This window comes from Microbacterium sp. LMX7-1.2 (assembly GCF_040675935.1).
Lineage (GTDB): Bacteria > Actinomycetota > Actinomycetes > Actinomycetales > Microbacteriaceae > Microbacterium.
In genome coordinates this window covers 2,998,862-3,017,424 of record NZ_JBEGIL010000001.1, presented here as the reverse complement: position 1 = coordinate 3,017,424, position 18,563 = coordinate 2,998,862, and the positions used below count along the sequence as shown (strand labels likewise).

The 18,563-nt window shown below is 69.5% G+C and carries 19 protein-coding genes; 9 read left to right on the top strand and 10 right to left on the bottom strand.

Features of this window, described 5'->3' with window-relative positions:
* Positions 1 to 85 precede the first annotated feature (85 nt).
* Together MRBLMX7_RS14790 and MRBLMX7_RS14785 are read right to left on the bottom strand one after the other, a co-directional pair.
* Entirely contained in the window at positions 86 to 712 is a 627-nt protein-coding gene (locus MRBLMX7_RS14790) for a TetR/AcrR family transcriptional regulator (protein ID WP_363369605.1), read from the bottom strand.
* 37 nt (positions 713 to 749) lie between these two features.
* Positions 750 to 2,333 (bottom strand): glucoamylase family protein, encoded by a 1,584-nt coding sequence (locus MRBLMX7_RS14785; protein WP_363369603.1) that lies wholly within the window; start codon positions 2,331 to 2,333, stop codon positions 750 to 752.
* A gap of 203 nt (positions 2,334 to 2,536) precedes the next feature.
* On the opposite strand from MRBLMX7_RS14785, the gene MRBLMX7_RS14780 reads away from it, so the two are divergent.
* Entirely contained in the window at positions 2,537 to 3,592 is a 1,056-nt protein-coding gene (locus MRBLMX7_RS14780) for an acyltransferase family protein (RefSeq protein WP_363369601.1), read from the top strand.
* A gap of 3 nt (positions 3,593 to 3,595) precedes the next feature.
* On the opposite strand, the gene MRBLMX7_RS14775 is transcribed toward MRBLMX7_RS14780, so the two are convergent.
* Entirely contained in the window at positions 3,596 to 5,053 is a 1,458-nt protein-coding gene (locus tag MRBLMX7_RS14775; protein WP_363369599.1) for a helix-turn-helix domain-containing protein, read from the bottom strand.
* 134 nt (positions 5,054 to 5,187) lie between these two features.
* Between MRBLMX7_RS14775 and aceA the strand changes: the two genes are divergently transcribed.
* The 5 genes from aceA (at position 5,188) to MRBLMX7_RS14750 (ending at position 9,502) form a co-directional block, all read left to right on the top strand.
* Positions 5,188 to 6,513: an isocitrate lyase gene (gene aceA / locus MRBLMX7_RS14770; protein ID WP_363369597.1), complete on the top strand. Its 1,326-nt coding sequence runs from the start codon at positions 5,188 to 5,190 to the stop codon at positions 6,511 to 6,513.
* A gap of 105 nt (positions 6,514 to 6,618) precedes the next feature.
* Positions 6,619 to 8,268 (top strand): malate synthase A, encoded by a 1,650-nt coding sequence (gene aceB, locus MRBLMX7_RS14765; protein ID WP_363369595.1) that lies wholly within the window; start codon positions 6,619 to 6,621, stop codon positions 8,266 to 8,268.
* 97 nt (positions 8,269 to 8,365) lie between these two features.
* A complete protein-coding gene (locus MRBLMX7_RS14760; protein ID WP_363369593.1) occupies positions 8,366 to 8,800 on the top strand; it encodes a hypothetical protein in 435 nt (144 codons plus the stop codon).
* Between the two features lie 43 nt (positions 8,801 to 8,843).
* A complete protein-coding gene (locus MRBLMX7_RS14755) occupies positions 8,844 to 9,101 on the top strand; it encodes a type II toxin-antitoxin system Phd/YefM family antitoxin (RefSeq protein ID WP_363369590.1) in 258 nt (85 codons plus the stop codon).
* Positions 9,098 to 9,502 carry a PIN domain-containing protein gene (locus MRBLMX7_RS14750; protein WP_363369588.1) on the top strand — a complete coding sequence of 135 codons (405 nt, stop codon included), beginning with the start codon at positions 9,098 to 9,100 and terminating at the stop codon, positions 9,500 to 9,502. Before MRBLMX7_RS14755 ends, MRBLMX7_RS14750 begins: the two co-directional genes overlap by 4 nt.
* A gap of 32 nt (positions 9,503 to 9,534) precedes the next feature.
* Here MRBLMX7_RS14750 and MRBLMX7_RS14745 read toward each other — a convergent pair whose 3' ends face one another.
* Positions 9,535 to 10,044 (bottom strand): Lrp/AsnC family transcriptional regulator, encoded by a 510-nt coding sequence (locus tag MRBLMX7_RS14745; RefSeq protein ID WP_363369586.1) that lies wholly within the window; start codon positions 10,042 to 10,044, stop codon positions 9,535 to 9,537.
* A gap of 108 nt (positions 10,045 to 10,152) precedes the next feature.
* Between MRBLMX7_RS14745 and ald the strand changes: the two genes are divergently transcribed.
* Both ald and MRBLMX7_RS14735 read left to right on the top strand, forming a co-directional pair.
* Positions 10,153 to 11,247: an alanine dehydrogenase gene (gene ald, locus MRBLMX7_RS14740; RefSeq protein WP_363369584.1), complete on the top strand. Its 1,095-nt coding sequence runs from the start codon at positions 10,153 to 10,155 to the stop codon at positions 11,245 to 11,247.
* An 84-nt stretch (positions 11,248 to 11,331) separates the two neighbouring features.
* On the top strand, positions 11,332 to 12,534 hold the full coding sequence (locus MRBLMX7_RS14735; RefSeq protein ID WP_363369582.1) for a pyridoxal phosphate-dependent aminotransferase: 1,203 nt from the start codon (positions 11,332 to 11,334) through the stop codon (positions 12,532 to 12,534).
* Between the two features lie 94 nt (positions 12,535 to 12,628).
* On the opposite strand, the gene MRBLMX7_RS14730 is transcribed toward MRBLMX7_RS14735, so the two are convergent.
* From MRBLMX7_RS14730 to MRBLMX7_RS14705, 6 genes are all read right to left on the bottom strand, one after another.
* Complete coding sequence (locus MRBLMX7_RS14730; protein WP_363369580.1) at positions 12,629 to 13,027, bottom strand: VOC family protein; 399 nt, start codon at positions 13,025 to 13,027, stop codon at positions 12,629 to 12,631.
* A gap of 46 nt (positions 13,028 to 13,073) precedes the next feature.
* On the bottom strand, positions 13,074 to 13,823 hold the full coding sequence (locus MRBLMX7_RS14725; protein ID WP_363369578.1) for a fibronectin type III domain-containing protein: 750 nt from the start codon (positions 13,821 to 13,823) through the stop codon (positions 13,074 to 13,076).
* Positions 13,824 to 13,921: 98 nt separating this feature from the next.
* Complete coding sequence (locus MRBLMX7_RS14720) at positions 13,922 to 15,076, bottom strand: UDP-N-acetylmuramate dehydrogenase (protein WP_363369576.1); 1,155 nt, start codon at positions 15,074 to 15,076, stop codon at positions 13,922 to 13,924.
* The gene (locus tag MRBLMX7_RS14715; RefSeq protein ID WP_363369573.1) at positions 15,076 to 15,474 is read right to left on the bottom strand and encodes a MaoC/PaaZ C-terminal domain-containing protein; all 399 of its coding nucleotides are present in this window, start codon (positions 15,472 to 15,474) and stop codon (positions 15,076 to 15,078) included. The genes MRBLMX7_RS14720 and MRBLMX7_RS14715 overlap by 1 nt, the downstream gene beginning before the upstream one ends.
* A complete protein-coding gene (locus tag MRBLMX7_RS14710) occupies positions 15,474 to 15,929 on the bottom strand; it encodes an FAS1-like dehydratase domain-containing protein (protein WP_363369571.1) in 456 nt (151 codons plus the stop codon). Before MRBLMX7_RS14710 ends, MRBLMX7_RS14715 begins: the two co-directional genes overlap by 1 nt.
* Before the next feature lie 60 nt (positions 15,930 to 15,989).
* Complete coding sequence (locus tag MRBLMX7_RS14705) at positions 15,990 to 16,790, bottom strand: sulfite exporter TauE/SafE family protein (protein ID WP_363369569.1); 801 nt, start codon at positions 16,788 to 16,790, stop codon at positions 15,990 to 15,992.
* Positions 16,791 to 16,928: 138 nt separating this feature from the next.
* Here MRBLMX7_RS14705 and MRBLMX7_RS14700 point away from each other — a divergent pair, with 138 nt between their 5' ends.
* Complete coding sequence (locus MRBLMX7_RS14700) at positions 16,929 to 18,503, top strand: AMP-binding protein (RefSeq protein WP_363369567.1); 1,575 nt, start codon at positions 16,929 to 16,931, stop codon at positions 18,501 to 18,503.
* The last annotated feature ends 60 nt before the right edge of the window (positions 18,504 to 18,563 follow it).

Below are 18,563 nucleotides of genomic sequence, written 5' to 3'. Positions count from 1 at the left end.
AAGATTGACTAAGCAAGATCAAACTAGCAACCGACGAGAAGAGGCTCCCCTGCGCCGATGGCGCATGCGAGCCGTCGAGGGTCCGTCAGGACCGCGGCGAGGCGGGCGGCAGCAGGTACCGGTCCACGAACTCCTGGAACAGCACGCCCATGTCGACCGAGTCGTCGAGCAGCCACTGCAGCTGGATGCCGTCCATGACCGCGCTGATCAACCGCGCGGCGTGAGCGGGGTCGACATCCCGGCGCACTTCGCCCGCGGCCTGCCCGAGTCGCAGGATCTCCTCCGCCTCCGCCGCACGATCGCGGTAGCGGGCGGCGAACTCGGCGTGGGACGGATGCTCGGGATCGGTCGCCTCGGCCGACACGATCGCGTACAGCGAGGTCAGGCCTCGAGTCGTCTGGTTGTGCGCCACCACCCGCGACGCCTGCTCGAGCAGCGTGTGCTCGGCGGGATCCCCCGCTGCCGCACGCACCTTCTCGTCGCGTTGACGGAGCACCTCCGCGAACAGCTCCTCCTTGTCGGCGAAGTGGTGCAGGAGCCCGGCCGGGGTCACTCCGACGCGCTTCGCGATCTCCCGCAGGGATCCGCCACGGAACCCGGTGCGGGAGAACACCGCGAGCGCCTCGTCGACGATCGCCTGCCGCCGCGCCTGCCCGGACGCGTAGGGGCCGCGGGGCCCTCGCCCCGCGGCCCGCTGCTCGCTCGTTCCCACTGCCCGCTCCACTCCTCCGACGCGGGCCGGGCGGGACTCAGCCGCCGTGGCCGTGTCCCGCTCCCCACGACGAGCCGAATACCTGCTGCTTCATCGCGGGCCTCAGCGTCTGCTCCATCTCTGGGTCCACGAAGTAGTCCTTGAGTGTATCTTTCGTGAGTTCGTTGCCGATCGCCGCCATGATCATCGACTGGTCGAGCGAGAGGTAGCGCTTCGCGATGGTGCCGCTCTTCACGGCGACCGCGTCGTAGAACCCGCCCGGGCCGTAGGCTCCCAGCTCCTGCTCGATGCCCTCGAGGTTGCTCAGAGCTCCCCGGCGGTCGTACGGCAGCGCGAGGAACGCGGCGTGCGGGGTCACGACGCCGTCGCCGAACTCCGGGTCGGGGTTCGTGCCGGTGGAGCATCCGGGCCGATCGACGTCGACGTCGGTCTGCTCGGCATCCGAGGTGTAGCCGTCCGACCGCATGCCGGCGATGTCGACGCCGTACTCGGCGTAGCCGCCGAACGGGTTGCTCGCGGGCGAGAAGCCCCAGTAGCCGTAGCCGGCCTCGTCGAGCCCGTGCTGCTTCTGCACCGCGACCGTGACGGCGTGGTTGGTCTTCCACGACTTCGGACCCCACTCCGCCTCGGGAACGAGCAGGTCGGGCATCAGCGACTCGAACATGCTGCCGCCCCAGCTGGGGACGAAGGACATGCCGCCGTACTGGTAGGTGCCCTCCCAGACCTCGACGCCGTCGTAGGTGCGGTACTCGCCCTGCGGGAGCTGCTCCTGCCAGGCCCAATCGCAGCCGGGCGGCATGGTGCGATGCGTGCCGTACAGCGCGGTGGCCGGGATCTGCCCGTTGGCGATCCCCAGGTAGGTCGCGATGCGACTCTCGCTCACCGTCGTGTCGTAGTGGTGGCACGTGTAGAACGCGGTCTCGCCCGAGCCGTTGTACATGGGCGCCTCGACGCTGCAGTCCGGCGGGGCCGCGTCCCAGAATCCGCCGCGGTTCGTGCCGGCGGGGAGCCCCGCAGCACCGGCGGGGTCGAAGAACGCTCCGAAGTCCATCGAGTCGTAGAGGGCGTCCGCCTCGTCCGCGAGCTCGGGCTCCGCTTCACGGACGATGCGGAGGGATGCGGCGAGCCAGCCGTTGTCGACCGTGCTGAGGAACGGGTACACGGGATCGCCGGAGTCCGGCCAGGTGGTGAGCTTCTCCCCCGTCGTCGGGGAGTACCAGTTGTAGAACATCCCGCTCGCATCGTTGCGTTCGAGACCGGCGAGGGTGTCGAGCGTCGTGGTCATGCGGTCGCGGGCCTCATCGTCGCCGATGATGCCGAGGTCGCGCGCGGTGACGGTCGACCAGAGATAGCCCCCGATGTTCGTGGGAGACGTGTAGGCGCCCGCGGTCTGCAGGTCGCCCGTGACGTTGTCGGACGGCAGACCGGTGGCCTCATCGGTCATCGCGTCGAGCGACCGCCAGGTGTCGGCCGCCCAGCGGTTCAGCTCCTCGGTTCCCGGCTTACCGCCGCCGTGCCCGCCGTGTCCTGTGCCGTTGCCGCCGGCCACCGCAGGGCCGGCGAGAGCCAGCCCCGAGACGACCAGTCCTGCGGTCGCCACTGCACTCATCCATCGCTTCATCGCTTCTCCTCGTCGAGAACGGCGCTGCCGATCGCAGCGCTCCGATTCCCGAAAACCTAACAGGTGTTCGGTGTTCACTCAACCCCTCTCGTCACCGGGCGACCGCAGTCCTGGATCATGCCGGCCCTTCGCTCGTCGACGCCGAGGCGTAACCCGCACGCCGTGGGTCAGCGCGCAGCGCGCGAGATCGATACGGTGAGAGGGTGACGTCGTCGACCCCCGACCCCGCCGTCCGCCCTGCGCGACTCGACTGGCCCGATTCCGCGCGCGGACTCAGCGTGGCGCTCATCGTCGTGCTCCACCTCTGGGCCATCCACCTGACCTATTGGATCGCCGACGCCGCCGTGCTGCGGGTGATCGTCGACGTCGTGGAATGGACGATGCCGCTGCGCATCCCCCTCTTCTTCTTCGTGTCCGGCTACCTCGCGCACCGCTCCCTCGTGAAGCCGTGGCGTCAGGCGTGGCGGTCGCGCGTCTTCGCGATCCTCTACCTGTACCTGGGGTGGGTGGCTTTCACGACCGCGTTCTTCTGGCTCGAGAACCGGGCATACGGCAACCCCACCGAGAACCCCTTCGTCACCGTCGCACAGAACCTGATCGCCCCCCACACCCACCTCTGGTACCTGTGGGCGCTCGTCGTGTTCTTCGTGGCCGTGTGGGCGACGCGACTCGTCCCGGGCTGGATCGTACTCGCGATCGCCGCCGTGATCAGCGTCAGCGCGCCGTTCTTCCTCGCCCAGCCCTACCTGCAGGTCGGCTCCGCAGCCGTCTTCTACGTCGCGGGCGCACGGTTCCCCGCGATCACCGCGTGGCTGACGTCGACACGGCGGCTGTGGATCTTCACCGCAGCCGCCGCCCTCTACATCGCCTCCATGCTCCTCGGCCCGACCGGGCCCTACGGGCTCTCGGACCCGTTGACGTCGACGCTGGGTGTCGTCGCTGTGGTGGCGCTCCTGGCGATGGTGTCGCATCACCGGTGGATGGCGGTCTTGAAGATCATCGGACGCAACACTCTGCCGGTGTTCATCCTGAACCCCTTCATCTTCATCCTGCTCAACGACCTGCTCCTCAACAACCCGAGCCTGGCCGCATGGTTGAGCGAGCACCCGCGTGGTGCAGCGGTCTATACCGCGGGCGTCATCGTCGCCACGCTCGCACTCAGCGTCGGACTCAAGCTCGGAGCCGACCGCATCGGCCTGCGTTGGCTGTTCGCGATGCCGGATCGCTGGTTCCGGCGAGCGCCCGCGCGCAACGCGTGACCCCTACACGGCGCTTGGCGCGTGCGCCTCGAGGAACTCGTACACATCGGTCGAGTCGACGCCGGGGAAGGCACCGGTCGGCAGGGTCGCGAGCAGCGTCCGCGGCGTCTTCACGTTCGGCCACGACTGCTCGCGCCAGCGCTCCTCCAGGTCGGCGGGCGCCCGGCGGCAGCACACCTCGATCGAGTGCCGCGAAACTCCCCGATTCGGGGTGTCACGCCCCACGAACCATTTCGTGTCGTCGAAGCGCACGCCGACGCTGACCGAGTGCAGCCCCTCGCTCGACGCCTCCACGCGCGCGGTGCACCAGTAGGTCCCATTGCCCGTGTCGGTGTACTGGTAGTACGGGTTGAAGCGGTCGTCCTCGTCGAACACGACGCGGCTCGTCCATCGGCGGCAGCACATCTGCCCCTCGATCGCGCCGAGCCGATCCGTCGGGAAGTTCACGTCGTCGTTCTCGTACGCCTTGGTGATCGTCCCCGATTCGTGCACCTTCAGGAAGTGGACGGGGATGCCGAGATGCCGCGTCGCGAGATTGGTGAAGCGGTGCGCGGCGGTCTCGTACGACACCGAATAGGCGTCGCGCAGATCCTCGATCGAGATCGACCGCCGGGACTTGGCCTCCTGCAGCGCGGGCACGACGTGCGCCTCGGGCATCAGCAGCGCCCCCGTGAGGTAGTTCGTCTCGACGCGCTGACGCAGGAACTCGGCGTAGCTGCGCGGCTCTGCGTGCCCGAGCACGCGGCTCGACAGCGCCTGCAGCACCGCGGTGCGGGCGTCGCCCTTGGCCGGCACCGTGCTCGACAGGTACAGCCGCCCGTTCGCGAGATCCGCGACGCTCCGCGTGGTCTGCGGCAGGTCGGGGGCGTAGTGCAGCGTGAAGCCGAGGTAGGCGGCGATCTCCGACGCCGTGCGCTGCGTGAGCGGACCGCCCGGATGCCGCACCGCGGCGAGGATCTCGGACGCCTGGGCCTCCAGCTCGGCGAAGTGGTTGTCCTGTCGACGCATCAGGTGCCGGAGCTCGACGTTGGCGCGCCGCGCCTCCTCGGGCGTGGCCGCTCGCTCGTCGCGGAGTCGGTCGATCTCGCCGTGCAACGCGAGCAGCGCCTTGAGCGCATCGGTCGGCACGCTCTTGGCGATCCGGAACGGCTCGATGCCCAGCGCCTGGAACGTCTGCCCCTTCATGGCGCGTTCGAGGGCGATCTCGATCGCGCTGCGCTCGTCGAGCGGTTCTCCCTCCAGCAGTGCGTCGATCGTCACGCCGAGCGCACGGGCGATCGCCTGCAGCTGCGTGAGCTTGGGTTCGCGCTTGCCGGTCTCGATCATCGACAGCTGGCTCGGGGCGCGGTCGACGGCCGCCGCGAGGTCGTCGAGTGTCATCCCCCGCGCCGTGCGGAGCTGGCGGATGCGTCGCCCGATCGTGAGGGCATCGGTCTCTTCTGCACCGGCGGAGGCGTCCATGACGGTGATTCTGTCACAGAAACAGAATTTCGCCCGATCTTCACTCACAGAATCGTCATCGAGGGTGCGGAACTTCACGGATGGTGGATACACGCCACCCGGCACCGCCGCCGGCATCCGATGAAGGAGACAGCATGTCGAACACCGCCGAGAACCACACGCCCCGCCCCGCCGGACTCCGCGCGGGCGATCAGGTCCAGACGGCCGCCGAGCTGCAGGAGATCTGGGACACCGACCCGCGCTGGGACGGCGTCGAGCGCACCTACACGGCAAGCGACGTCATCCGCATCCGCGGCTCCGTCCGCGAGGACTCGACGCTCGCGCACCGCGGCGCGGAGAACCTGTGGAACCTGCTGCACACCGAGGACTACGTCCGGGCGCTCGGCGCCTACACCGGCGGACAGGCCGTGCAGCAGGTGCGCGCGGGCCTCAAGGCCATCTACCTCTCGGGCTGGCAGGTCGCGGCCGACGGCAATCTCGCGGGGCAGACCTACCCCGACCAGTCGCTGTACCCCGCGAACTCGGTGCCGGCGGTCGTGCGTCGCATCAACAACGCGCTCCTCCGCCAGGACCAGCTCGAGCACGCCGAGGGCACCGTCACGCAGGACTGGCTCGCGCCGATCGTCGCGGATGCCGAGGCCGGGTTCGGCGGTCCGCTCAACGCCTACGAGCTGGCGCAGTCGCTCATCCAGGCGGGCGCGGCAGCGATCCACTGGGAGGACCAGCTCGCGAGCGAGAAGAAGTGCGGCCACCTGGGCGGCAAGGTCCTCGTGCCGACGCAGCAGCACATCCGCACGCTCAACGCGGCCCGGCTCGCAGCCGATGTGGCGGGCGTCCCGACCGTGATCATCGCGCGGACGGATGCTCTCGCCGCCGACCTGCTGACGAGCGACGTCGACGAACGGGATCAGGCGTTCACGACAGGCGAGCGCACCCCCGAGGGCTTCTACCGCGTCCGCGCCGGCATCGACTCGGTCATCAGCCGCGGTCTCGCCTTCGCCCCGTACGCCGATCTGCTGTGGGTCGAGACGGGCGAGCCCGACATCGAGCTGGCCCGCGAGTTCGCGGCGGCGATCCACGCCGAGTTCCCCGGCAAGATGCTCGCGTACAACTGCTCCCCGTCGTTCAACTGGAAGCGCCACCTCTCGGATGCCGAGATCGCGACGTTCCAGCAGGAGCTGGCGGAACTGGGCTACAAGTTCCAGTTCATCACGCTGGCCGGGTTCCACGCCCTGAACCACTCCATGTTCGACCTCGCCCGCGGTTACGCCGAGCGCGCCATGAGCGCGTACGTCGAGCTGCAGGAGGCCGAGTTCGCCGCCGAAGCCGACGGCTACACCGCCACCAAGCACCAGCGCGAGGCGGGCACCGGCTACTTCGACGTGATCTCGACGGCGCTCAACCCCGACAGCGTCACGCTCGCCCTCGCCGGCTCCACCGAGACCGCGCAGTTCCACTGACCGCCCTTCCCCTCGCCGCGTTTCGTCTCGTCGCTCCCCGGTCGTTGAGCGAGGACGGCGAAGCCGACCGAGACGAAACGCGCCACACAGACAAGGACACCGATCATGACCACTCCCACCATCCAGCCCACGCAGCAGGGTCCGGCGATCACCGTCACCGGCCCACTGCGCGACCGCTACGCCGAGATCCTCACCCCCGAGGCGATCGCATTCCTCACCGAGCTGCACCACCGTTTCGCGTCGCGCCGCCACGACCGCCTCGCCGATCGGATGCGTCGCCGCTTCGAGATCGGCAACGGCCACGACCCGCGCTTCCGCGACGACACCCGGCACATCCGCGAGGACGCGTCCTGGCGGGTCGCCGGCGCCGGCCCGGGGCTCGAGGACCGCCGCGTCGAGATCACCGGCCCCACCGATCCGAAGATGACGATCAACGCGCTGAACTCGGGCGCGCGGGTCTGGCTGGCCGACCAGGAGGATGCCACGAGTCCCACCTGGAAGAACGTGATCGAGGGGCAGTTGTCGCTGCATGACGCGATCCGCGGCGAACTCTCCTTCACGGGACCGGCCACCGCCGAGGGCCCCGGCAAGGAGTACCGCGTCACCGCCGAGCGGACGCCCACGATCGTGATGCGCCCCCGCGGCTGGCATCTGCCGGAGAAGCACGTGGAGTTCATCGATCGGGCTGGACGTCGCACCGCGGCATCCGGTTCCCTCGTGGACTTCGGGCTGTACTTCCTGCACAACGCGCAGGAGCTCATCGCGAACGGCCGCGGCCCGTACTTCTACCTCGCGAAGATCGAATCCAGCGAGGAGGCGAAGCTGTGGGACGACGTGTTCTCGTTCAGCGAGGAGTACATCGGGATCCCCCACGGCACGATCCGCGCGACCGTGCTGATCGAGACGCTCCCCGCCGCGTTCGAGATGGACGAGATCCTCTACGAGCTGCGCGACCACTGCGCCGGCCTCAACGCTGGTCGCTGGGACTACATCTTCTCGATCATCAAGAACTACCGCGGCCGCGGGGCGCGCTTCGTGCTCCCCGACCGCAGCGAGGTCACGATGACGGTGCCGTTCATGCGGGCCTACACCGAGCTGCTCGTGCAGACCTGCCACAAGCGGGGCGCGTATGCCATCGGCGGCATGAGCGCCTTCATCCCGAACCGACGCGACCCCGAGGTCACCGCCCGGGCGATCGAGAAGGTGTCGGCCGACAAGAAGCGCGAAGCGGGCGACGGCTTCGACGGCACCTGGGTTGCGCACCCCGACCTGATCCCCACGGCGCAGGCGGAGTTCGACGCCGTGCTCGGCGACCGCCCGAACCAGCTCGACCGGCTGCAGCCCGAAGTGTCTGTCGCGCCGGAGGACCTGCTCGATCTGCACATCGGCCGGCCGATCACGGCGCAGGGCGTGCGCGACAACGTCTCGGTGGCCATCCGCTACCTCGAGGCGTGGCTGCGGGGTCTCGGCGCCGTGGCGATCGACAACCTCATGGAGGATGCCGCGACCGCCGAGATCAGCCGCTCGCAGGTGTGGCAGTGGATCCACCAGGACCGCACCACGGAGGACGGCACGCCCATCACGGCGGAGTACGTCGAGGGACTGATCGGGCAGGTGCTGGCTCAGGCGACCCGCTCTGCCGGCGACCGCTTCGACGACGCGGCCGAGGTGTTCCGCGAGGTGGCGCTGCAGCCCGAGTTCCCCGCGTTCCTCACGGTCGGCGCCTACTCCCGGTTCCTGCTCGAGGAGGACTGAGGTCGCGGATCTCGAGGGGCCCGGACGCCGAAGGCATCCGGGCCCCTCGTCGTGTCTTCCCGGCCCCCGCCCGCTCTGACGGGCGTAGCCTGACTGCATGACTGACACCTGGACCGGGATCGCCGCGGAGTTCCTGCACGTCTACCCCCGAGGGAAGCGACTGCTCGCGGTCGCGGGAACGGATGCCGAGCGCTCGCGCCGCGCCGCCGACGACCTCGCTGCGGCGCTGGTCACCGCCAGGCACCCGGTCGAGCGCGTGCACAGTGCTGACGGCGACGGGGACGTGCTGCGGACCGACGTGATCGCCCCGTTCCGCGCCGACGGGTCCGGCGGCGCGGTGCTCGTGGTCTCAGGACCCGCAGCTCTGCTGGGCGAGAGCACCCGTGGCCTGTGGAACTTCACGCTGTGGCAGCTCGCCGGCGAGGAGCAGCCGCACTCGGTGGCTTCCGCATTGGTCGACGTCACCGACCCCGAACACCCGACCCGGCGCTTCGCCGACTACTGCGCCCTCCCCGCCGCCTTCGGCGCCTGACTGGCGAACGTAGACAAATATCTTTATTTGCTAGAATCGGATGATGAAGACCATCTCCGTCGGCGATCTCCGTCAGAATCCGACTGCCGCCCTCGACGCGGTCGCACACGGAGAAACGTACTCCGTGACGCGACACCGTCGGGAGATCGCGCAACTCGTGCCGCCACGAACCCGCCGCGCGACGACCGCCGCCGATCTGCGCCGCACGCTTGCGGAAACGCCCGTGGATGCTGCGTGGGAGCAGGAGATCACCATCGAGCGCTCCGACCTCGACGACGCGCGGAACGCGTGGGAAGGATGATCGCGCTTCTCGATACGAACATCCTCATCGCCTCCGACTCTCGCGGCGAGTCGGCCGCCGATCTCGACGCGTTCGACGACCTGCGCGTGAGCTCCCTCACGTGGGCCGAACTCGCCAAGGGCCTCCACACGACGCAGGACATCCAGATCTTCAGGCAGCGGTCGGCACGACTGGCCGCGCTGCGCGCCGCCTTCGGCGATGGCATCCCGTTCGACGACGACTGCGCCGACGCCTACGACCGAGTACTCGCCCACTTGAGCGCGCAACGACTGCCGGCTCGTCCGCATACGTTCGACCGCATGCTCGCCGCGACCGCGCTCGCGCACGGGTTCACGCTCGTATCTCGCGACAGCGACGCCTTCCGTGGTCTGACCGACCTGGTCCCCGTGGTCCGCGCCTGACGGACGCCTACTCCGCGACGACGCCCGCGCCCTCAGCGGAACGACGCCGCGACCGAGTTGCGGTGGTAGTCGAACACGATGCTCGTGCGGGTCGAGGCGACGCTCGACTGCGCCGACAGGTGCTCGAGGACGAATTCCCGCATCTCCGACGAGTCGGCGACGGCGATGTGCAGCAGGAAGTCGTCGTCCCCACCGAGGAAGAACACCTGGATGACCTGGGGCAGCACGCGCACGCGGTCGGCGAACTCCACGATGCTCTCGCGTCGACCGCTCGGGCGCAACGTGACGCCGATCACGGCCTGGAGCCCTGCGCCCAGCATCCGCTCGTCGACGCTGGCGTGGAACCCCGTGATGACCCCGCGGTCGACGAGTGCGCGCAGCCGGGTGTGCGCGGTCGACGGCGCCACGCCCAAATGGCCGGCGAGCTCGGCGTTGGTCATGCGACCGTTGCCGCTCAGCAGTTGCACGATCCGGGCGTCGACACGGTCGAGCGCGGGCGCCCGAACGCTGTTCGACTCCGCCCCCTCAGGTGATGTCTCCATGCGAACGATTATGCAGGATTCACTCGCTCATCGATGATCCTTCAGTGAATCTGTCGCTTCGACGATGTTTCTGCGATTCTGTAGTCACGAACGTCACCAGGAGGATCGATGAAGATCGGCGTGCCCACCGAGGTCAAGAACAACGAGAACCGCACGGCGCTCACCCCCGCCGGAGCCGACCGGCTGGTGCACGAGGGCCATCGCGTCCTCGTCCAGTCGGGCGCCGGCGTCGGCTCGGGCATCTCCGACGATGCGTACCGCACCGCGGGCGCCGAGATCGTCGCGACGGCAGAGGAGACCTGGGGCGAGGCCGAGCTGCTCATCAAGGTCAAGGAGCCGATCGCTCAGGAGTACGGCTTCCTGCGCTCCGACCTGACGCTCTTCACCTACCTGCACCTCGCGGCCGACCGCGCCCTGACCACGGCGCTCGTCGACGCCGGCACCACGGCGGTCGCCTATGAGACCGTGCAGCTGCCCGACCGCAGCCTTCCGCTCCTCATCCCGATGAGCGAGATCGCCGGACGCCTCTCGGTCACGATGGGCTCGTACTCGCTCATGCGCTCCGCCGGCGGGCGGGGCGTGCTCATGGGCGGCATCGCCGGAGCGCCACGCGCACGGACCGTCGTGATCGGAGGCGGCGTCGCCGGAGAGCACGCGGCCGCGAACGCTCTGGGCCTCGGCTCGCAGGTGACCGTGATCGACATCTCCCTGCCGCGCCTGCGCGAGCTCGAGCACCGCTACGGCGGCGCGCTCGAGACGCGCGCGTCGAGCCGCTACGACATCGCCGAGGCGCTCACGACAGCCGATCTCGTGATCGGCTCCGTGCTGATCCCGGGCGCCGCCGCCCCCAAGCTCGTGACCGATGAGATGGTCGCGACCATGAAGCCGGGCTCGGTGCTCGTCGACATCGCGATCGACCAGGGCGGATGCTTCGAGGGCTCGCGCCCCACCACGCACGACGACCCCACGTTCGCGGTGCACGACTCGATCTACTACTGCGTCGCGAACATGCCGGGCGCCGTGCCGGAGACCGCGACGCGCTCGCTCACGAACGCCACCCTCCCCTACGTGTCGGCGATCGCCGGCAAGGGCTGGGAACGGGCCGCGGCCGAGGACCCGGCACTGGCGAAGGGGCTGAACGTGCAGGGCGGTCGCATCACCCTGGATGCAGTCGCCCAGGCTCACGGCTTCGCGACGGTCTGAGCATCCCGTCGCCCATGAAAGATCGGCGATTCTTGATGACGACTCACCCGGCGCGACGCGCGCCTTCCCGAGTACGCTCGTAACGTGACCGAACGCGCTCCCCTCTCCCGCAAGCTGTCCGCCATCGCCGAGTCGGCGACCCTCAAGGTCGACGCCAAGGCCAAGGCCCTCAAGGCCGAAGGCAAGGACGTCATCTCCTACGCCGCGGGAGAGCCGGACTTCTCGACGCCGCAGTTCATCGTGGATGCCGCGGCCGAGGCGCTGGCGGATCCTGCGAGCTACCGCTACACCCCGGCCGCCGGCCTCCCCGCGCTGCGCGAGGCCGTCGCCGCCAAGACGCTGCGCGACTCGGGCCTCGAGGTCTCGCCGTCGCAGGTCATCGTGACGAACGGCGGCAAGCAGTCGGTGTACCAGGCCTTCCAGACCGTCGTGAACCCGGGCGATGAGGTGCTGCTGCCGGCCCCGTACTGGACGACGTACCCCGAGGCGATCCGTCTCGCCGACGGCATCCCGGTCGAGGTCTTCGCGGGCGCCGACCAGGAGTACAAGGTCACCGTCGAGCAGCTCGAGGCCGCGCGCACCGAGCGCACTACCGTGCTCGTGTTCGTCTCGCCGTCGAACCCCACCGGCTCGGTGTACACGGCCGAGGAGACGAATGCGATCGGCGAGTGGGCGCTGGAGCACGGCATTTGGGTGATCTCCGACGAGATCTACCAGAACCTCACGTACGAGGGTGCCACCGCGACGTCGATCGTGGCGGCCGTCCCCGAGGTCGCCGGGCAGACGATCCTCGTGAACGGCGTCGCGAAGACCTACGCCATGACCGGATGGCGTGTCGGCTGGATGGTGGGTCCGGCCGACGCGATCAAGATCGCCGGCAACCTGCAGTCGCACCTGTCGAGCAATGTCAACAACGTGGCACAGAAGGCCGCGATCGCCGCCCTCAACGGCCCGCAGACCGAGGCCGAGCAGATGCGCGAGGCCTTCGACCGTCGTCGTCGCCTGATCGTGTCGGAGCTGTCGAAGATCGACGGCCTCATCGTGCCGAACCCGCTCGGCGCGTTCTACGTCTACCCCGACGTGCAGGGCCTCCTCGGCCGCACGTGGGGCGGCGTGACGCCGACGACGTCGCTCGAGCTCGCCGATCTCATCCTCGAGCAGGCCGAGGTCGCGGTGGTGCCGGGCGAGGCCTTCGGCCCGTCGGGCTACATCCGCATGTCCTACGCGCTGGGCGACGACCAGCTGCTCGCGGGCGTGCAGCGCCTGCAGCGCCTGTTCGCCTCCTAAGACGCGCGGCGCGTTTCGTCTCGCTGCGCTCGCTCAACGACCGGGTGGATACTCCCCGGTCGTTGAGCGACGAGACGAATCGCGCCGACGCGCACTACTCCCCCTGGAAGCCGATCAGCCAGCGGATGCCGTAGCGGTCGACGAGTGTGCCGTCGTAGTCCCCCCACGGGCGCTTCTGCAGCGCGTCGATCACGCGGCCTCCCGCGGACAGCTGGTCGAACCAGCTGGTGAGGGTCGTGGCGTCGGCGGTGCCGAGCAGCGACAGGAACATGCCGCTCATCTGCACGGCGTCGTCGTCGGCACCGGCATCCGCTCCGGCGAGCTCCACCGGACCGGTCAGCTGACCGTGCGCGATCGCGTCGCCCGGACCGTCGTGCCGACCGGCATCCGCGTAGCTCATGGTCTGCAGCTCACCGCCGAACACCGACCGGTACAGCTCGAGAGCCTCCGCCGCATTTCCGGGGAACAGCAGGTACGGGATCAGTCCGCTCATCCCGCGAGTGTAACCTCGCCGGGACGACCCCGCACCCGCTGTGATCTCAGGCCGCGGGCTTCGTGACGACCGCGACGGGCTTCGACGGGGCGGACACGTTGCCCGCCGCGTCCACCGCGACGACCTCGAGCTCGTAGGTCGTCGCCGGCGTCAACGCGACGCTGACGCCTTTCAGCCCGGTGATCCCGATGGTGCCGGGAACGGCCGCGACGGTCGTGCCCGAGATGCGGTCGCGCACCCGGTACTCGACGACACCGAGGTCGTCGACGGACTTGGACCACAGCAGGTACGCCGACGTGGATCCCACCCGCGCCTTCGGAGCGGCGAGCGACTTCACCGTCGAGGGCGCGGTCACGTCCGGCAGCAGGAGGGCTGCATCGCTCGACGGCATCCGCAGGTCGACGACGTTCGACCCGCTCGTGTTCCCGGCGGCGTCGTACGCCCACACCTGGAGCGAGTACCAGGCACCCGGCTTCAGGTTCGCGAGCGTCGCCTGCGTGGTGCTGCCGTCGACCGTCGCGAGCACCGTGGTCGAGGGGCTGCGGACCTCGTAGCGCGCGACCGCGACATCGTCGACGGCCGCCGCCCAGGAGAGGTTGATCGTCGAGGCACTCGTCGCACGAGCCTGGAGCGCGGTGACGTCCGACGGAGCCTGCGCATCCGTGGCACTCGCGGAGACGAGCCGCGTCGCGGGCTCCTGGGCGACGGCGTTCCCGGCCGAACCGAGCGCGGAGAGCAGGACGATCGCGCCGACGGCGCCGAGAGCGGTGGACTTCTTCGAGGAGATGATGGTCATCCTTCGAGCGTGTCAGCCACCGATCCCGGGAGTCGAGTGACCGCCGTGTCCCATTCCGGGATGCCGATGCACCGCAGGAGAGATGCCGACGGCGCGGACTACAGCTCCACGCCGAGCAGCACGGGCTCCGGCTGCAGCACCAGGCCGAACTCGGCGTGCACCCGGCTCTGGATGAACCGGGCCAGCTCCGAGACCTCCGCGGCGGTCGCGCCGCCGCGGTTGGTCAGGGCGAGCGCGTGCTTGGTCGACACCGAGGCGCGCGACCGCGGCAGCTTGAAGCCCTTGCGGATCCCCGCCTGCTCGATGAGCCAGGCGGCGCTGACCTTCACGTCCGGCGCCTCGGTCTTCGTCACCGGCACGAGCCCGTCGTACGAGGAGAGCGGGATCACCGTGACCGCGTCGAGGTCCGGGGCGACCGGCCACCGCGGGCACTCCGGAGGAAGGGTACGCGCGACGGCATCCGTCACGATCGCGTTCTGGAAGAACGATCCCACGCCGTGGGTGTCGGGATCGTGCTCGTCGAGCAGCATCCCCTTGGACGCCCGAGTGGCGAGGATGCGCTCACGCACCCACGTCAGCGGTACGGGATCGTCGGAGGCGAGACCCAGCGCCCGACGCAGTTGCTCGCCACGCACGACGCGCTCCCCCGCCACGAGCAGATCGACCGTGACCGACAGGATCACGGCCCGCCGCTGCGGCTCGTGCCCGTAGTGGTGCTTGAGCACCGAGGTGCGGAAGCCGAGGCCCAGGTCTGCGGCGGGGACCGTCGAGACCTCGCCCGTCGACTCGTCGATCAGCTCGACCTCGACCAGAGTCTCCTGGATCTCCTGGCCGTACGCGCCGATGTTCTGCACGGGGGACGCCCCGACCGTGCCCGGGATGCCGCTCATGGCCTCGAGACCCGCGTAGCCGTGCTCGACCGCGTACGCCACCAGTTCGTCCCACCCGTGGCCGGCCTCGACCCGCAGGCGGATGCGACCGGGATGCGGCGAGGGGTTCTCCTGGATGCCGCGGGTGAGGATCCGGATGACCGTGCCCTCGAAGCTCTCGTCGCCGACGAACAGGTTCGAACCGCCGCCGAGGGCGAGCCACTCGTCCCCGCGTTCCCAGACGTCAGCGAGCGCCGCGATGAGCTCCTCGCGAGTACGCGCCTCGACCATGCGCTCGGGAGCGCCGCCGGTGCGGAGGGTCGTGAGCGTCGACAGCCGCAGCGGCGGGATCTCGCGGACGTCGGGCACGGTGGAGCCCGCCATCACGCGGCGATGCGCAGCTGCGCCTTGACGAGGACCGTCGTCTCACCGAACGTGACCTTGAGGTCGACGCGGGTCGCCGACTCGTCGACCGCGCCGACCGTGGCGAGGACGTGCAGGTCCGCGCCGTCCTCAGGGTCGACCACCACGGGCTTGGTGAACCGCACGCCGTAGTCGAGCACGCGCGCCGCGGGGTCGAGCGCCGCGATCACGACCGACGACGCGATGCCCATGGTCAGCATCCCGTGCGCGAGCACGCCGGGCAGTCCCACGGCGGCGGCGATATCGTCGCGGTAGTGGATCGGGTTGAAGTCGCCCGAAGCGCCCGCGTAGCGCACGAGAGACTCACGGGTCAGGTGGACGGTGCGCTCGGCGACCACGTCTCCGACGGCGTACGGCATCACTCGGCTCCCTCTTCCGCGCCGACCAGCAGCACGCTGGTGGCGGTCACGACGTGCGCCCCCTCGGCATCCGCGATCTCGGCCTCGCTCGTGATCATGGCGTTGCCGCCCATCATGCGGATGCCGGTGACGCGGAGCTGCGCGGTGAGCTCGTCGCCCGCGACGATCGGACGGCTGTAGGCGAAGCGCTGCTCGGCATGGATCGTGCGGGCGAGCACGATGCCCGAGTCGGGCTCGCCGAGGAGCTGCTGCAGCGTGAGGTCCTGGATCACCATGGCGAACGTGGGCGGCGCGACGACGTCGGCGAAGCCCGCGGCGCGCGCGGCCTCGACGTCGGTGTGCTGCGGGGCGTCGGCGAACACGGCGCGCGCGAACTCGCGCACCTTCTCGCGTCCGACGAGGTACGGGGTGGTCGGCGGGAACTCCCGGCCGACGAGATCTTGGTTCACTGCCACCCCTCGATCCTACGTTCTCCGCCGTGCGCCGAGGATGCGTGCGACCGGACGAAACCCCGGTCAGTCCTTCTTACGACGCCCCTTGATCGCCTTCATCGCCATCTGCACCGCGATCACGACGAGGTATGCCGCGAACAGCATGTTCGCGGCCATGGGGTCGATCACAGTGGCGAGCCACGCGCCGAGCGCCGTGGTCGTGCACGCGGAGATCCCGACGAACGCGGCGGCGACCACATCGACGTTCTGGTTGCGGAGGTTGCCGATCGTGCCGGAGATCGCGGTCGGGATCATCATGAGCATCGAGGTTCCCTTGGCGACGAGGTCGCTCGTGCCGAACGCGAGCATGAGCACGGGTACGACGACGATCCCGCCTCCGACGCCGATGAGCCCCGAGAGGATGCCGGTCGCGACGCCGACCGCGACGAGCGCGATCCCGCTGAGGAGCGTCAGCTCGAAGACGGCGTCGCGCGAGGGGATCACGAGGAACAGGCTCACGATCACGACCGCGAGGAAGCCGACGAAGAACCAGCGGAGCGTCGTCTGCGAGATCTTGGGCAGCAGTCGGGTGCCGATCTGCGCGCCCACCACGGAGCCGGCGGCGAGGATGAGCGCGGGGATCCACGCGACCGAGCCGTGGATCGCGTACGAGATCACGCCGACGGTGGCGGTCGGGACGATCGCCGCGAGCGAGGTGCCGGCGCCGAGACGCTGGTTGAAGTGCAGGAACAGCACGAGGAGCGGGACGATCACGGTGCCGCCGCCGACGCCGAACAGACCGGAGAGCAGGCCCGCGACCAGGCCGATCACGATGAAGGATGCGTAGGCACGAGGCCCTCGGGTCAGGGTCTCTGCGTCACTCACCGGATCAGCCTACCCCCGCAGGACTCTTCTACTCTCACGAACGCTCCTGTGAGACGAGCACTGGGACCGGGTGCCCAGCTATGCGACACTGGATCGCATCACACGGCCCTGTCGCCGACCCGGATCGAAGGAGATCTCATGGTTCGCAGCACGTATCCCGACGTCGAGGTCCCGGAGGTCTCGATCTACGACTTCCTCTTCGGAGACATCGACCCGACACGCCTCGACGCGGTCGCCCTCGTCGACGGCACGAGCGGGGCCACCACCAGCTACCGCCAGCTCATCGGCCAGATCGACCGCTTCGCCGGCGCCCTGGCCGCGCGCGGCGTGGGAGTCGGCACGGTCGTCGGCGTGCTCTGCCCCAACGTGCCCGCCTTCGCGACCGTGCTGCACGGCATCCTGCGCGCGGGAGCGACGGCCACGACCATCAACTCCCTGTACACCTCGGAGGAGATCGCGAACCAGCTGACGGATGCCGGGGCGACGTGGCTCGTCACCGTGTCTCCCCTGCTGCCCGGGGCTGCGGCCGCCGCGGAGAGTCTCGGATTCGACGCGGACCACGTGATCGTGCTCGACGGCGCCGACGGACACCCCTCGCTGGGCGCGCTCCTGGGCGAGGGGCGCGGCGCCCCCGATGTCTCTTTCGACCCCGTAACCCACATCGCGGTGCTCCCGTACTCCTCGGGCACGACCGGGCGTCCGAAGGGCGTCATGCTCACCCACCGCAACCTCGTCGCGAACGTCAGCCAGTGCCGCTCGACGATCTCCCTCGCCGACGACGATCGCGTGCTGGCCGTCCTCCCCTTCTTCCACATCTACGGGCTGACGGTGCTCCTGAACTTCGCGCTGCGGCAGCGCTCCGCGCTCGTCACGATGCCGAAGTTCGACCTGACCGAGTTCCTCCGCGTCGTCCAGGACCACCGCACGAGCTGGATCTTCATCGCTCCGCCGATCGCGGTCGCCCTGGCCAAGCATCCGCTCGTCGACCAGTACGACCTCTCGTCGGTCAAGGTCGTGTTCTCGGGTGCCGCACCGCTCGACGGCGCTCTCGCGTCGGCGGTGGCAGCACGGCTCGACTGCACGGTGTGTCAGGGGTACGGGATGACCGAGACGAGTCCCGTGACGCATGCGATCCCGTACGACCGCACCGAGATCGACCGGTCCACGGTCGGCATGCTGCTCGCGAACACCGAGGCTCGGCTGCTCGCGGAAGACGGTACCGATGTCGACGCGCCCGCCGAGGGCGCCAGCGACCCCGGCGAACTGCTGATCCGCGGGCCTCAGGTCATGGCGGGATACCTGAACCGCCCGGACGCGACGGAGGAGATGCTCGACGCCGACGGCTGGCTGCACACGGGTGACGTGGCGACCGTCACGGCGGAGGGCGTGTTCCGCATCGTCGACCGTCTCAAGGAGCTCATCAAGTACAAGGGCTACCAGGTGGCGCCGGCCGTGCTGGAGGCCGTGCTGCTCGAGCATCCGTCCATCGCGGATGCCGCGGTGATCGGCTCCCTCGACGAGGACGGGCAGGAGGTCCCGAAGGCGTTCGTCGTGGTGCAGCCCGGATCGGGGCTCGACGCGGATGCCGTGATGGCGCATGTCGCGGCGCGCGTCGCGCCGCACGAGAAGGTGCGGCAGGTGGAGTTCATCGACGCGATCCCCAAGTCCGCCTCGGGCAAGATCCTGCGCAAGGACCTCCGCGCTCGCGCCTGAGGACCCGTCCCGATCTGCGGACGCCGCCTCGATCGGCCGACCGAACCCGACGAAACGTCC